The organism is Burkholderia sp. ZZQ-2, from assembly GCF_050768715.1.
Classification (GTDB): domain Bacteria; phylum Pseudomonadota; class Gammaproteobacteria; order Burkholderiales; family Burkholderiaceae; genus Burkholderia; species Burkholderia cepacia.
This window is the reverse complement of the sequence record NZ_LDVA01000327.1, coordinates 1-13,353: the sequence shown is the minus strand read 5'-3', so window position 1 is coordinate 13,353 and position 13,353 is coordinate 1. Positions and strand designations below refer to the sequence as shown.

Below are 13,353 nucleotides of genomic sequence, written 5' to 3'. Positions count from 1 at the left end.
GGCAGACGATCCGCGAGATCCCTGATCTGGTCCAGCAACGGTGACAATGCCGTGTGCTCGCGCCTGAGCTGCTCGACGTCGACATCGTCGAGCCGGGCGTTCGTCGGCCTCGGGCGATCCAGCAACACGCGCAACGCATTGACGATGACGGCGACGTCGATGACTTCCTGAATCACCGCGCCGGCAATCGGCTGCAGGAATCCGGCCGCCGCAATCGTCATCGCGACGACCGACAGCGACATGCCGGCCACCACGCTCTCGAGTGCGATTCGGCGCGACCGTCGCGCGATACGTATCGCATCCACGAGTCGATCCAGCCGATCGACCAGCAATACCACGTCGGCCGCTTCGGATGACGCGGCCGCCCCCCGCGCACCCATCGCGATACCGACGTCGGCGGCCGCCAGCGCCGGCGCGTCGTTCACGCCGTCGCCGACCATGATCGTCACGCCCTCCTTGCGCGCGGCCTGAATCGCGACGAGCTTGTCCGTCGGCGTCTGCTCGGCACGCACGTCGGTGACACCCAGCAACTCGCCGACGGCCTGGGCGATGTCCCGCCGGTCGCCGGTGAGCATGACGAGGCGCTCGACGCCTTCGCGCTTGAGCAGCCGCAATGCCCGCGGTGTTTCCAGCCGCACCTGGTCGGCCATTTGAATCGCGCCGATCATGACGCCATCCACGCCGACGAATACGGCAGCCCCGCCCTCGCTGACGACTCGCGCCAGGAATGCGTCGCTCCACGGCGCAATCGTCGCGCACACAGACACGTATTCGAACTTGCCGATTGCAACGGTCCGGTTGTCGACCTGGCCCGTCACGCCTTCGCCGGCTGTTTCGATGACGGCCGACGGCAGCGACAGATCGATGCGACGTTCACGCGCCGCGACCGTCAGCGCGTCCGAGATGATATGGCCCGATGCTTGGGCCAATGACGCTGCAAAACGCAGCACATCGTCCGCTGCGACGTCCGCGCCGCATTCGATCGCAACGATGCGCGCCCGTCCTCCCGTCAGCGTCCCGGTCTTGTCGAAGAACAGAATTGTCGCTTGCGCAAGACGCTCCAGCGCACCTCCGCCCTTGACCAGAATGCCGCGTTTCGAGCAACGCGACATGCCGGATACGATGGCGACCGGCACGGCGAGGATCAACGGACACGGCGAGGCCACGACGAGCACGGCAAGCGCACGTGCGACGTCGCCGGTCAACAGCCACGCGATACCCGCGACGAGCAGCGATGCGAGCACGAAGAACGCTGCGTAGCGATCCGCGAGACGCACGGACGGACTGCGCTCGCGTTGCGCACGCTCGACCATGCGAACGATGCCGGCAAACGTGCTGTCGCCTGCCGTCGCGCAGGCAACCATTTCGAACGGCGCGCCGGCGTTGACCACGCCGCTGCATGCGGTTTCCCCGGAACGGCGTCGCAGGGTGGACGATTCGCCCGTCAGCATGGACTCGTCCAGTTCCGCGTCGCCGGTCAATGTGCCGTCGACGGGCACGAACTCGCCGCTCCGCACGAGCAGCCTGTCGCCGGGGACAAGGGTGTCCGGCGCAACCGAGAGCCATTCCCCGTTCTCGAAACGGGTCGCCTGCCGGGGAACGCGGCCGAGCAGTGCGCTCATCTCGCGTTGCGCGCGGTCCTGCGCATACCGCTCCAGCGTCCGCCCGCTCGCCAGCATCAACGCAATCACGGCCGCCGCAAGCGTTTCGTCGAGCACGACCGCCAGCGCGATCGCGAGCCACGCGAGCACGTCGATGCCGGCCTGCCGCCTCATCACGGCCTTGACTAGCGAGACCGTCAATGCGAGCAGGACCGGCAGCGTCCCCAGCAGCCAGGCGAATCGCGCGAGCGACGGCTGGCCGAACGCCACGCATACGCCGCCGCCGGCGAGCGTGGCGGCCGCCAGAATCAGCAACACGAGATCGATCGACCAGGGGACTCGGGACATGACCATTGCTCCGATCGTCGTGCATGGTGGTGTTCGCCGCATCCGGCTCCGGTTGCGGACGGCGTGGCACCAGTCTAGGAAGCGCCGTGCTTCGAGCATTGACATGGGTCAGGACGGCGTGCGTCCCGTGAGCGACCGGCACGCCGCGTTGCTTGACGTGAGTCAAGCCATCGGCCCCTTTCCTCAGCAAAATTGAGCCGTGACACCGGATGGTCTGGAGTCGATATCGTGCTGACGCTGGCTGTGCTCTTCGTGCTGATTCTTCTGCTGAATCTCATGCCGGCGTTCGCCCCGCCCACGTGGATGGCGATGTCGTGGGTCGGGTTCAACCTGCCCGACGGCAATCCGTTCATCTTTGCCGTCGTGGCGGCCGGCGCGGCGACGACGGGCCGTGTCATCCTGGCGACCTTCGCGAGATCGCTCGTCCGCTCCCGCTGGATGCGGGAATCCGACCGCGAGAATATCGACGTCGCCACGCGCTGGCTGCGACAGCACCGGACGCTCACCGCCGGCGCGTTCTTCTTCTACGCCTTGAGCCCGCTGCCGTCGAACTACCTCTTCATCGCATACGGGCTTTCCGGGTTGCCGCTCAGAATCATCGCGACGGCGTTCTTCATCGGCCGCGCAACGACCTATGCGATCTGGGCGCATCTCGGCCGCTTTGCATCGACCCGACTGGACGTGGAATCGGAACTGGAAGGCACGTATCTCGGCGGTTACTTCGTCGTCACGCAACTGGTCCTGCTCGGCCTCGTGTTCGCATTGATGAAGCTCGATTGGCGTGCGCTCGTCAACGAACGCCGGCTGACGTTCAGACGCGGCCGTCATCCGCGCGGTTCCGATTGACACACGGCGCACGCGATCTTTCGATCGGGCGCATCGGCCAGCCGCTCCCGGCTACCGGACATGTATCCCGGATGCGACCTCCGGGAGGTTTTCGCGCTTCCGTGGATCGACGTGCGTCATGACATTCAGGACGCGGTGATGCCTCATCACGCGCGCACGCGCGTCCACCGCAATGTCGTGCCCTTGTGCGACCGTAAGATCAGCGTCGATGTCGAGATGCACGTCCACGAGGATCAAATCGCCGGTCTTGCGCGTGCGCAGGTCGTGCACGTCGAGCACGCCCCGTGTCGCAACCAGCGTTGCGCGGATCGCCTGCACATCTTCAGCGTCGGCCGCACGGTCCATCAGATCATGCAATGCGTCCCAGCCGAACGTGGCGCCCATTTTCACGATCATCCCGCCGACGATCAGCGCGGCGACGGGATCGAGCAGCGGGTAGCCGAACAGGTTGCCGACGATGCCGCACGCAACCACCAGCGAAGATGCGGCGTCGGAACGCGCGTGCCATGCATTGGCGACCAGCATGCTCGACTTCACCCGCGTTGCGACCGCAAGCATGTAACGAAACAGACTCTCCTTCGCGACGAGCGCAAGGATCGCCACCCATAGCGCCGTGACATGGACGCGCGCGATCGTCTCCGGATGCTCGAGCTTCTGGATCGCGGACCACAGCATCCCGCCCCCCACCACCAGCAGGATTGCCGCGAGTGCGAGCGACGCACCGGTTTCGAAGCGCTGATGGCCGTAAGGGTGCTTTTCGTCGACGGGCTTGCGGCTATGGTGGCCGGCCAGCAGCACGACGAAATCCGCGACGAGGTCGGACAATGAGTGAATCCCGTCCGCCACGAGGCCCTGTGATCGGGACAGGGTACCGACCGCCACTTGTCCAATGCTCAGTGCAAGGTTGACCGCAACGCTCACCCAGGTACTTCGCGTGGCCGCAGTGGCCATTGCGGGCGTCGCTTCCGCGACGGCTTCCGAAACAAGGTCAGATTGCTGTGACATCACGATTTTGGTCACGTTCCAAGGTTGAGCAAAGTCGGATAGTCGCAAGCGGACCAGAAGGCCCATGCACGCGTCTCTGGTAGCGACGGTCGCCGGCATTCACGTCGAAAGCTCGTCGAACGCCACCAGCGCATGTGCCGCATATACATCATCGACGGGCCGCCCCCCGTGTAGACGGCGACACCAGCAACCTCCTCGACCTCCTCACGCGTCGCCTTCAGCTTGATCAGCGATTGCATATGGAAGCCGATGCAGTCGTCGCAGCGGCACGAGATCGCGATGCCCAGCGCGACGAGCTCGCGTGTCTTTTTCGTCAGTGCGCCATCTTTGGTAGCGGCCGCGCCCAACGCGCCGAAGGCGGACAGAAGTTCTGGCTGTGACTGCCAAAGCTTGCGCATCTGCTCGGCGACTTCGGCGGTTCTTTCACGATAACGCAACGAGTTCGACATGGCTGGGCCACTCCGAAACGAGAGAATCTGGACGGCTCACGACGCTTCACTTCTGCGGCGGGCAATGATGCACCGCGCGTCTGACAACTGCGTGATCTCGGGCATGTATTCGATGGTATTGACGGACGCTCGGCAAGACTTGATCTGCGACAAAGGACCCACCGCCCGTTCTGCGTACCGTTGGACTCATGCAAACGACTTGGAGAGCATCATGTCCAGAGCAAACAGGTTCACCGTTTCGCTCCTGATTGGCGTCGCGATTGCCGTGACGGCCGGCCTTGCGGACGCCCAGCCTCGCCAGCCTGCTCCTGGCCCTGCTGTCGAGTCGGGAGGCATGATTTATGGCAGTCAACTGATGACGACGGCCGAACGGACCGAGTACCGTACGCGAATGCTCGCGGCGGCGTCGGATGCGGAGCGCGAGAAAATCCGCACCGAACATCATGCCGAGATGCAGAAGCGTGCGAAAGCGCGCGGAATCAAGCTCCCCGACGCGCCCCCCATGCGCGGCATGCATCGCGGGCAAGGCATGGGGATGGGCATGGGGCCCGGCTACATGCACGGCTGGCCCAACCCCGCAAGCGGCGCTGCCGGGCAGTGATCGCGCGATTCGGCGCATCCGGCAACGAGCGCGTCGAACCTATTTGCCTACAGCCATTCTCGTGTGCACCGCGCCATGCGGTGACGTTGGCCCGTCGTCTCAGTCATGCGTATGACGGGTCGAGCGCGTAGCCGGACTGGGTTCGCCAGACTCAGGCCACGACACGGTCACGCGTAGTCCGCCAAGTGCGGGCGATCGGTCAACCTGAACATCGGCATCATGCGCAGCCGCGATCCTCTGCACGATCGACCACCCAAGGCCGCTGCCACTTGGCCCGGTTCCCGCAGGCCGAAAGAATCGCTCACCCAGCCGGTCCAGATCGTCGTCGCCCATGCCCGGGCCGCTGTCTTCGACCCGCAGCACGGTGCGCCGTTCTCGTTGTCCGACCGAAACGGTGATGCACGCCAGCGGCGGGCTGTAGCGAATCGCGTTGTCGACCAGGTTGCGCACCATCGACTCGAGCAAGGGTTCGTTGCCGCCGACGATGCATGGCGACGGCGCATCGAGTTCCAGCCTCTGCCGTTTCCCGATCGACCGTGGCGCAGCCTCCGCGACCACCCGTTTCGCCAGGGTCGATACGTCGACCGGTGCGCGGTCAGCCAACGCGCCCGCATCGAGACGCGACAGCAACAGGAGCTGATCCACCAGGCGTGCGGCCCGATCGCACCCTTCGAGCACGCCCCGCAGTGCATGTCGGCGTCGCTCGTCATTAGGCTCCGCCATCGCGACCTGCGCCTGCGCCTTGACGGCCGCGAGCGGCGTGCGCAACTCGTGAGCCGCATCGGCCGTGAATCGGCGCTCCGCGTCCATCACGGCACGAATCCGCTCGAACAGGCCGTTCAGCGCATCCAGCATCGGCCGCATCTCGAGCGGTGTCAGGTCCGGCCGAATCGTGTCGAGTGCCTGCGGATTCCGCTTCGCCAGCGTTCGCCCGAAATCGCGCAGCGGCGCCGTGCCGCGGCGAACCGCCCAGCCGATGGCCAGCACCAGCAACGGCAACGCAGCCGCCATCGGCCACAATGCGCTGCGCATGACGGCGCCCAGGATCGCCTTGCGTGAATCGATTCGTTCGCCCACGAACACCTCGACATCGTCGTGCACGCCGTGCACGACGAATACCCGCCACGCGTCCCCGTCAATCACGACGGTCCAGAATCCGGAGCGTCGATCGCGCCCGATCAGCTCGGGCGCCACCATGGGCTTCGACGGCGCGTTTTCGGAGTGCAGGCCAAGCTGCCCGTCGTGAAACACCTGAAAGGCCACGCGCGGCCCGTACGGGTGAAGAATCGGCGCGTCGATCGCATGGTCGTCGTCATCCGGCCCGCGCGCCTGTTGCGCGACGAGCAGCGCCGCCGCCTGCGCGAGGTGGCCGTCGAGCAGCCGGTCGATCTCGCGCCGCGCATCGAGCCAGGTCAGCATCAACGTCGATAGCCAGACGGCGAGGACCACGGCCGGCACGAGCGTCAGCAGCCGGCCATGCAGCGAACGCGCGGGCAACACGGCTTTCATGCATCGTCCCGCATCAACACGTAACCCACACCGCGCACCGTTCGGATCAGCTCGCTGCCGAGCTTGGCGCGCAAGCGATGGATGTGGACTTCGACGGCATTGCTCTCCACCTCCTGCCCCCAGCTGTACAGGTACTGCTCGATCTGCTCGCGTGACAGCACCCGGCCGGCATTCAGCATCAGGATGTGCAACAGGTCGAACTCGCGCGTGGACAGCGCAACGGCCACGCCGGCGCGGCGCGCGGTTCGCGACGCGGGTTCGAGCTCGACGTCCTGCGCGTGGAGCCGCTCGGTCGGACGACCATGAGACCGCCGGACCAGCGCCCTCAAGCGCGCACCGAGTTCGTACAGGTCCACGGGCTTGATCACGTAGTCGTCGGCGCCCATGTCGAGCGCCCGGATGCGGTCGGGCACGGCATCGCGCGCGGTCAGGACCAGGATCGGCAACGCTATCCCGTCGCGGCGAATGCGCTGCAGCACGTCCATGCCGTCCATGAGCGGCAATCCGAGATCGAGGACCGCCGCGGCATGAACATGCGCGCGCAGCTCGCGCTGGGCCGCGTCGCCGTCATGCACCCAGTCGACCTGGAACCCTTGCTGGCGCAATCCGGCTCGAATCCCGTCTCCGAGCAGGACATCGTCTTCCACAAGCAGGATGCGCACGATCGAGTCCTCCGCCCGTGTCCGTCAGTCGTCGTCCCGGCCCGCCCCGTGCACGGGGCGGCCGGCGTCCGTCGCGACGGGCCGATCCGCTTGAACGGGCTGCGGTGCCGCCTGCCATTGCGTCCACCACCAACCGATCACCGCTGCCGTCATCACGAAAGCGATCCCCCACCACGCACGCCGGATGCCGTCGATCGGCGCACCGCGCTTGTAGCCGGTCACCATCGCGCCGGCCAGATTCTCGCGATGCAAGACGCTGCTGACGAGAACAGCGGCGACGTGGACCATGACGAGCGCGAGCATCACGTTCGCCGCGCCCTCGTGAAGATCACCGAACGATTCGCCGTTTCCGTTATAGGCTGCCCAACCGGTCAATCCGACGACGACCGTCATCGTCAGCATGGCGACAATCGCGACCGCGCCGGCCGGATTGTGGCCAACGTGATGTTCGGGCCGGCCTTTTGCAAGGCTCAGAACGTAGCGCACAACGGCCGCTGGCGAACGTACGAACGACGAGAACCGCGCATGACGCGTGCCGGCCACGCCCCATGCGACGCGAAACGCGACGAGCGCCAGCATCGTGTATCCGAACGCGACGTGCATCAGCCGCCAGCGCTCGCTCTCGGCGGTCAGCCACGCGCCTGCAAAGGCGATGACCGTCAGCCAGTGGAATACGCGCAGTGGAGCGTCCCAGACCAGTATCCGTGCGGGACGCGAGCGCTCCGGTTCACCGTGTGCCCGGGATGCGGACGAATCGTTCATCGAAGTTTCCTTTGTCTGCTTGCGTATGACATGCGGCGCAATTCGACGGCCGCTTGACCGCGGCGCTGCGCCAGACGGACGCAGGCACCTCGTCGTGCGTGGCGACGAACCATGCCGACCGGGTAATCCTGTCTTCGGGCGGGCGGCGAGCCGCGGCGCCCGTCGCTGCGTGTGCTGTCAGCCATGTCTCCAGTTGCCCGATCGTTGTCGGATCCAGCGTCGCATCGGTGCCGAAGTGGCGGTCGAGACCGTTCAGGATGAGCCGCCAGGACTCGGCGGGCAGCGCCCCGGGCGGATAGGCGACATGGCAGGTCGCGCACTCCTGCTTGTACTTGGGCAGCAACGGAATCGCGGCGCTTCTCGTTTCGTCTTCCGCCAGTGCCGCGCAAGGCAGCAGCGACATCAGCAGCAGCGCGAGCACGCTTGCGCGCACATATCGGACGGGAGCAATTCCGCGCAAGGAGGTTGTCGTGTCAACGTCGTTCATGATTGTTCGCCATCAGGGTTTCAGGCTCATGAGCCAGCTCAGGACGTCAGCCTTTTCGATTGCCGAACATTCACGCCCGACGACGTCCTTGCAGTTTCTGCGGAACCATTTTTCGGTCCTCGCCTGGTCCGTGAACCGTGCCGGATTGAACGCGGGAGCTAGCGGCTCGATGGTCTTGCTGGTGACCACGTGCCGGCCTTGGCCGGTCGGCGTACTTCCATGACAGGTCGCGCAACTCCAGTCGCGCCCGTGTCGGGACGCGAAGAACTGCTGCCCTCGCGACGGCACGGCGCTTGAGCCTGCCTGCGCCACATAGCCGTCCAGCAGTTGAGCAGGTGTCTCGGCATGGGCAAACGCAACGGCGGCAAACTGCATCGATACCGAAAGGCATGAGAAACAAAGCGTGCGCACGGAACGGGATATCCGCATCGTGATTCTCCTGGTCGATGCGTTCATGTTCTGGCGAATTCCTTACCGCATTCTTAACGTCCTGATGTTAGTTAGTCGGCACAATGCCGCACGGCACGCGCGATCCCGTTGAACGCCCGGAGCAGCCGGAGCGAGTCTGCGACCGTGATATGTCAGCCAAAGTCATCTCCTTTTCTCCGAAGATCCATGGAGAACGAATTCGTCATACGGATCGTAAGCGCTATCGCACCCTATGTCGCCCCGTCCCTGCGCAGCCCGAGCATAGGCGCATGACATCGTGCTGGTCGGGATCTTCCCAGTAAAACAAGATATCGATGCCACGACGAGCATCGACCTGGACCTGCCTCGTCTCATGTATATGACGATCGCGCGCGGATACCGTATAGCGCCCCTTTGGCAGGCGCACATACAGCAGCGGGCCGCCCGTTCGTACCGTGAGAACATGCCGCGTGCCGTTCAGGATCGTGACATCCACGTCAGACAAGTACTCACCCGTTTTCGATACAAAGGTCATTCGAAGGTTATAGCGGGAGGCAACTTCGCGAAACGCAGCGACTTCTTCTGAACCGATGCCGCCGGTCACGTATGTCACCCCCCCAAGCTCGATAGGTTTCAAAGCAGTGTCGGCATAGGTGCCCGTAGCCGCAGCAAGAAGACATATTGACGCGCACAGAGCGCAGACGATTCTCGTCGACATGATTCTCTCCGCCTGCGCATGACGTCTTCCAGATCGGCTTCCGACTGAACACGGGGCGTATACGGCGACCGTCGAGGTGTCCTGCGCAAATCTCGTTGAACTCGTGGTCAGGATCCCGCTGTCTGGCAATTCGATCTTGACTCAAATCAATCGATCATTCGGCAGGGAATCTAGTCTGTTTTCAGTCGACTTCGAGTCCCGAAGCCAACGAAGTGTACGGATTCCCATGATGATTCAATCACGATCAAGGCGGCATCTTGCCTCCGCTCTTCTAGCCCTCCTTACCGCCTCTAGTTCGAATGCCGAAGAGTTGGCGCGCATACCTGCGCATTCGCAACGTTACGGCACGCATATCCGCATTTCTGCGTACGATGACCCGCTACTCAAGGGCGTGACGTGTTTTATTTCCGAACCGGTCTCGGCGAGTGATGGACGCAATCTCCATAACCGAAATACTGGAGCCACGGCAACTTCGGTGTCTTGTCACCAAGTCGGACCGCTCTCGACCACGGCACGCGTGCCGCAACAGGCACAGGTGTTTGACGAATCGATCGATCCGGTTTTCAGATCGATACACACAATTCGGATTCTGGATATTCGGCGTCTCGTTGTGTTGTATTTCTCGTTCGCCAAGAGTGATCTGGCGGGCGATCTGCCCGGACACGTGGACGTCGTCCGGTTGCCCGCAATTTTCGGAAATCAGGATGCGGCAGGCAAGTGAATCGAGCGCCGGTCCGCGGCGAGTCGTCCGACAGCTTGCACAATCATCGCAAGCCATCAACGCACACTGTCCGTGGTGGCGTTAAGCTGTCGCAGAGGTGGCGCATGCAACATCGTTACCGCGCACGAGCAGGACCGGACAAGTCGATCCGCGCAGAAAGCGTTCCGCGACACTGCCGAGAAAGAGTCGCCGCACACCGTGTCGCCCGTGCGTCCCGATCACGACCAGATCAATTGAGTTGTCGACAACGTAGCGCTGAAGGCGCTCCGGGACATCCTGACCGGCCTCAGTCTCGATAATTTCCCTGTCGCCGCGTAACGCTGCGTTCGAAATCGCCTGAACGGCATCTCGCAACACCGACTCGCCATAGTGCCGGATCTCATTGAGTAATTCTTCAGGCTCGACGCGCCCGCCATATGCGAACAGGGTGGATCTGTCGACGACGAACACGACGAAGAGGCTGGCGCCGCACAATCTGGCCAGCTTGATACCTTCGACAAGCGCCTGTTTCGATGACGGGCTGCCGTCCATGGCAATCATGATTTTCGTATACATGCAAACCTCGCTGAATGACTTAACCCGCTCGCTGCGCCCATCCTCATCATCGACGCACGCCGGGCCCTTGTGTTGCGCCAGGTCAACGGTTTGAAATCACGTCTAGCGCGACCGAACCGGCATGTTTTCCGAAAGTGTAGTCGGTGGGTACACGACGACGGTTTTTCCGACCTGCAGGCCAGCGAGCACTTGAGCGGCATCCGTGTTGCGCTGTCCGATCTGAACGACCTGTCGTATCGCCCGTCCGTGATCGACCTCGAACGCGCACCACTGCTCCGCGCACTGGAACAACGCCCCGACCGGTACGCTCAGCTCATCCATGCGCTCCGAGATGACGATTCTGCCCTGCACGCGATAACCGTCGCTCAACCGGCCGGGAGGCGCGGTCAGGTCTGCAATTGTAGGAGTTCACAATCAATGCTAGCCGTGCCCAAAGGAGTGCTAGCAATGTTCACTAATACCGCTAGCGTAGTGTTTTGCTCAGCCTAAGCGGTGGGCATCGATAACGTGATATCGCCCGCAGTGCGGCGTCGAAATTCGGAGCTCTGGCAAAAATCGATTGCGGAACAGTCTCGAGCAGGCTGTGGTGCACCCGGCAGTAGTCGGCTGACGGATCGAGCCACTCCCTCTTCCATCGTGATGCAGTGACATCGGCGTCGTTCAGAACAAGACATCTGAAGCAATACACCAAGTACTTCTGGTCGAAGACCCACTCCTGCGGCGTCTGGATCATGCTCAGAATGCCGTCGTTGAGCCGCGCTACGCGAGATAGACGGCTCAGGATTGGGGATGGAGCTGGGGGAAAGAGGATCCAGCCGGCCTTGGTCAGGCTAGGCATCGCAACGCCTGTGCCCGATTCCCAGATCAAGTCTACGCTCGTCTGATACCGCGCCGCGATTCGACCCAACCAGCTACCAAACGCCTCTTCCAGGAAGGGGCGAGGTGCGATGGGCCACGGCCGGTGGTGACCAGCGCATACCGACCCAACTCAGCTGGGCGGTCTGGTATCGCCTCGATGGCCATTCCGGGCCGACCGCCACCCGCCGCGATTGAGCACCCGCGCCAGCACGTGTCCAGCCTGGTGGGTGAGCGTGATGTGCAGGCACGCGTGGTTGCTGCCTTGAAACCGGCCAGTCCGGCCACGGCGTTCGCTTCACCCAAAGCCGCCGGGCGCTTGACCTCACACGTTGAAACTGCCCCACGACAGGATGCGCAAGCGGCACCGAAGAAAACGCACACCGCCGGACGTGCCGCCGCCCGACGTGATGCGACTGGCTTTCAGCGTAGGCGCCGCTGGTTGACAGCATTCTCATAATCGTCAATCCTTGTGTCCATGGAACATCGAGCCATCGCCATCGCGCTGATTATTCGCACCATTCTCCGAATGGTGGGTTAGCGCGTACTTGCTCGATAACGAAAACCCGCCGCCGAGGCGGGTTTTTCATTTCCGCTTCTAGGCTTGCCCACCCTGACCTGGAAAGGAAATCATCGTGTTCATGCACCGAAACCCATTCGACGCGCACGTACAGAGCCCCGCCCATCCTTCGGCGCCGTTCGATTACCTCAAAAAAATTCTGACCGCGCGGGTCTACGACGTCGCGATCGAAACCGATCTGGATTTCGCGCACAACCTGTCGGTTCGGTGTCGCAACGCGATCCATCTGAAGCGCGAGGACAAGCAGCCGGTGTTCTCGTTCAAGTTGCGTGGTGCGTACAACAAGATGGCGCAGATGCCGGCTGATGCGCTGGCTTGCGGTGTCATCACCGCGTCGGCCGGCAACCACGCACAGGGCGTTGCGTTCTGCGCGGCTCGCATGGGCGTGCACGCCGTGATCGTGGTGCCGCTCACGACGCCCCAGGTCAAGGTGGATGCCGTGCGCAGGCATGGTGGTTCGCGTGTCAAGGTCATTCAGGCCGGGGAGTCGTACAGCGACGCCTACGCGCACGCGCTCACGTTGCAGAAGGAGCGGAACCTGACGTTCGTGCATCCGTTCGACGACCCCGACGTGATCGCCGGCCAAGGCACGGTGGCGATGGAAATCTTGCGCCAGCATCAAAAGCCGATCCATGCGATCTTCGTGCCGATCGGCGGCGGCAGCCTGGCGTCCGGCGTGGCGACCTACGTGAAAGCCGTGCGACCGGGCATCAAGGTGATCGGCGTGCAGACGGAGGATTCATGCGCGATGGCGCAGTCGCTCCGTGCGGGTGAACGCGTCGAACTGGTGGAGGTCGGTTTGTTCTCGGACGGTACGGCGGTCAAACTGGTTGGACAAGAGACTTTCCGGTTATGCCGCGAACACCTCGACGACGTGGTGACGGTCGATACCGATGGCCTGTGCGCGGCGATGAGGGATGTGTTCCAGGATACGCGGAGCGTGCTCGAACCGGCCGGTGCCCTGGCCGTCGCAGGGGCAAAGCTGTACGCCGAGTGCGAAGGGATCGAGAACGAAACGCTCATCGCGATCACGTCCGGCGCAAACATGAACTTCGATCGGCTGAGTTTCGTTGCGGAGCGCGCGAAACTGGCTGTTGCGTAGAAACCGATACGCAGGCCGGTGCATTGTTTGAGAGGCAGGGCCACCGGCCCCGTTGTTTTTACGCCGCTTGGTTGTCCAGGTACGCTCGCACGGCCCGATACGTGCCCTCACAATCGAAAGCAACCGACGGAAATCGACCCGTTT

Annotated in this window: 14 protein-coding genes and 2 pseudogenes; 4 read left to right on the top strand and 12 right to left on the bottom strand. The window is 63.4% G+C overall.

Annotated features, from left to right (window positions below):
• Nucleotides 1–1,949, bottom strand: a 1,949-nt coding sequence (locus tag ABY44_RS30420; RefSeq protein WP_431643031.1) for a heavy metal translocating P-type ATPase, incomplete at its 3' end; no start/stop codon positions are given.
• A gap of 228 nt (nucleotides 1,950–2,177) precedes the next feature.
• On the opposite strand from ABY44_RS30420, the gene ABY44_RS30415 reads away from it, so the two are divergent.
• Nucleotides 2,178–2,795, top strand: a complete 618-nt coding sequence (locus tag ABY44_RS30415; protein ID WP_431643030.1) for a hypothetical protein — start codon at nucleotides 2,178–2,180, stop codon at nucleotides 2,793–2,795.
• Nucleotides 2,796–2,846: 51 nt separating this feature from the next.
• On the opposite strand, the gene ABY44_RS30410 is transcribed toward ABY44_RS30415, so the two are convergent.
• The gene (locus ABY44_RS30410; RefSeq protein ID WP_155633637.1) at nucleotides 2,847–3,746 is read right to left on the bottom strand and encodes a cation diffusion facilitator family transporter; all 900 of its coding nucleotides are present in this window, start codon (nucleotides 3,744–3,746) and stop codon (nucleotides 2,847–2,849) included.
• A gap of 153 nt (nucleotides 3,747–3,899) precedes the next feature.
• Nucleotides 3,900–4,249, bottom strand: a pseudogene (locus ABY44_RS30405) (carboxymuconolactone decarboxylase family protein).
• Nucleotides 4,250–4,460: 211 nt separating this feature from the next.
• Between ABY44_RS30405 and ABY44_RS30400 the strand changes: the two are divergent.
• Nucleotides 4,461–4,850, top strand: coding sequence for a hypothetical protein (locus ABY44_RS30400; protein WP_059697185.1), 390 nt, complete (start codon nucleotides 4,461–4,463; stop codon nucleotides 4,848–4,850).
• Nucleotides 4,851–4,949: 99 nt separating this feature from the next.
• Here ABY44_RS30400 and ABY44_RS30395 read toward each other — a convergent pair whose 3' ends face one another.
• The 6 genes from ABY44_RS30395 to ABY44_RS30370 all read right to left on the bottom strand — a co-directional run bounded on the left by ABY44_RS30395 (nucleotide 4,950) and on the right by ABY44_RS30370 (nucleotide 9,396).
• Complete coding sequence (locus tag ABY44_RS30395) at nucleotides 4,950–6,359, bottom strand: ATP-binding protein (protein ID WP_431643028.1); 1,410 nt, start codon at nucleotides 6,357–6,359, stop codon at nucleotides 4,950–4,952.
• Nucleotides 6,356–7,021: a response regulator gene (locus tag ABY44_RS30390; protein ID WP_059697164.1), complete on the bottom strand. Its 666-nt coding sequence runs from the start codon at nucleotides 7,019–7,021 to the stop codon at nucleotides 6,356–6,358. Before ABY44_RS30390 ends, ABY44_RS30395 begins: the two co-directional genes overlap by 4 nt.
• 24 nt (nucleotides 7,022–7,045) lie before the next feature.
• Nucleotides 7,046–7,783 (bottom strand): cytochrome b/b6 domain-containing protein, encoded by a 738-nt coding sequence (locus ABY44_RS30385; protein ID WP_431643026.1) that lies wholly within the window; start codon nucleotides 7,781–7,783, stop codon nucleotides 7,046–7,048.
• Nucleotides 7,749–8,270 carry a diheme cytochrome c gene (locus ABY44_RS30380; RefSeq protein ID WP_175829914.1) on the bottom strand — a complete coding sequence of 174 codons (522 nt, stop codon included), beginning with the start codon at nucleotides 8,268–8,270 and terminating at the stop codon, nucleotides 7,749–7,751. Before ABY44_RS30380 ends, ABY44_RS30385 begins: the two co-directional genes overlap by 35 nt.
• A gap of 12 nt (nucleotides 8,271–8,282) precedes the next feature.
• Nucleotides 8,283–8,645: a DUF1924 domain-containing protein gene (locus tag ABY44_RS30375; RefSeq protein WP_431643034.1), complete on the bottom strand. Its 363-nt coding sequence runs from the start codon at nucleotides 8,643–8,645 to the stop codon at nucleotides 8,283–8,285.
• Between the two features lie 274 nt (nucleotides 8,646–8,919).
• Nucleotides 8,920–9,396 carry a carboxypeptidase regulatory-like domain-containing protein gene (locus ABY44_RS30370; protein ID WP_431643023.1) on the bottom strand — a complete coding sequence of 159 codons (477 nt, stop codon included), beginning with the start codon at nucleotides 9,394–9,396 and terminating at the stop codon, nucleotides 8,920–8,922.
• Between the two features lie 229 nt (nucleotides 9,397–9,625).
• Between ABY44_RS30370 and ABY44_RS30365 the strand changes: the two genes are divergently transcribed.
• On the top strand, nucleotides 9,626–10,117 hold the full coding sequence (locus tag ABY44_RS30365) for a CreA family protein (protein ID WP_124629262.1): 492 nt from the start codon (nucleotides 9,626–9,628) through the stop codon (nucleotides 10,115–10,117).
• Between the two features lie 81 nt (nucleotides 10,118–10,198).
• Here ABY44_RS30365 and ABY44_RS30360 read toward each other — a convergent pair whose 3' ends face one another.
• The 3 genes from ABY44_RS30360 to ABY44_RS30350 form a co-directional block, all read right to left on the bottom strand.
• Nucleotides 10,199–10,672, bottom strand: coding sequence for a universal stress protein (locus tag ABY44_RS30360; RefSeq protein ID WP_226192409.1), 474 nt, complete (start codon nucleotides 10,670–10,672; stop codon nucleotides 10,199–10,201).
• Between the two features lie 102 nt (nucleotides 10,673–10,774).
• On the bottom strand, nucleotides 10,775–10,993 hold the full coding sequence (locus tag ABY44_RS30355) for a hypothetical protein (RefSeq protein WP_431643021.1): 219 nt from the start codon (nucleotides 10,991–10,993) through the stop codon (nucleotides 10,775–10,777).
• Between the two features lie 142 nt (nucleotides 10,994–11,135).
• Nucleotides 11,136–11,621 carry a TniQ family protein gene (locus tag ABY44_RS30350; RefSeq protein ID WP_124629333.1) on the bottom strand — a complete coding sequence of 162 codons (486 nt, stop codon included), beginning with the start codon at nucleotides 11,619–11,621 and terminating at the stop codon, nucleotides 11,136–11,138.
• 547 nt (nucleotides 11,622–12,168) lie between these two features.
• Between ABY44_RS30350 and ilvA the strand changes: the two are divergent.
• A pseudogene (gene ilvA, locus ABY44_RS30345) lies at nucleotides 12,169–13,206 on the top strand (threonine ammonia-lyase, biosynthetic); the annotation flags it as partial.
• Between the last annotated feature and the right edge of the window lie 147 nt (nucleotides 13,207–13,353).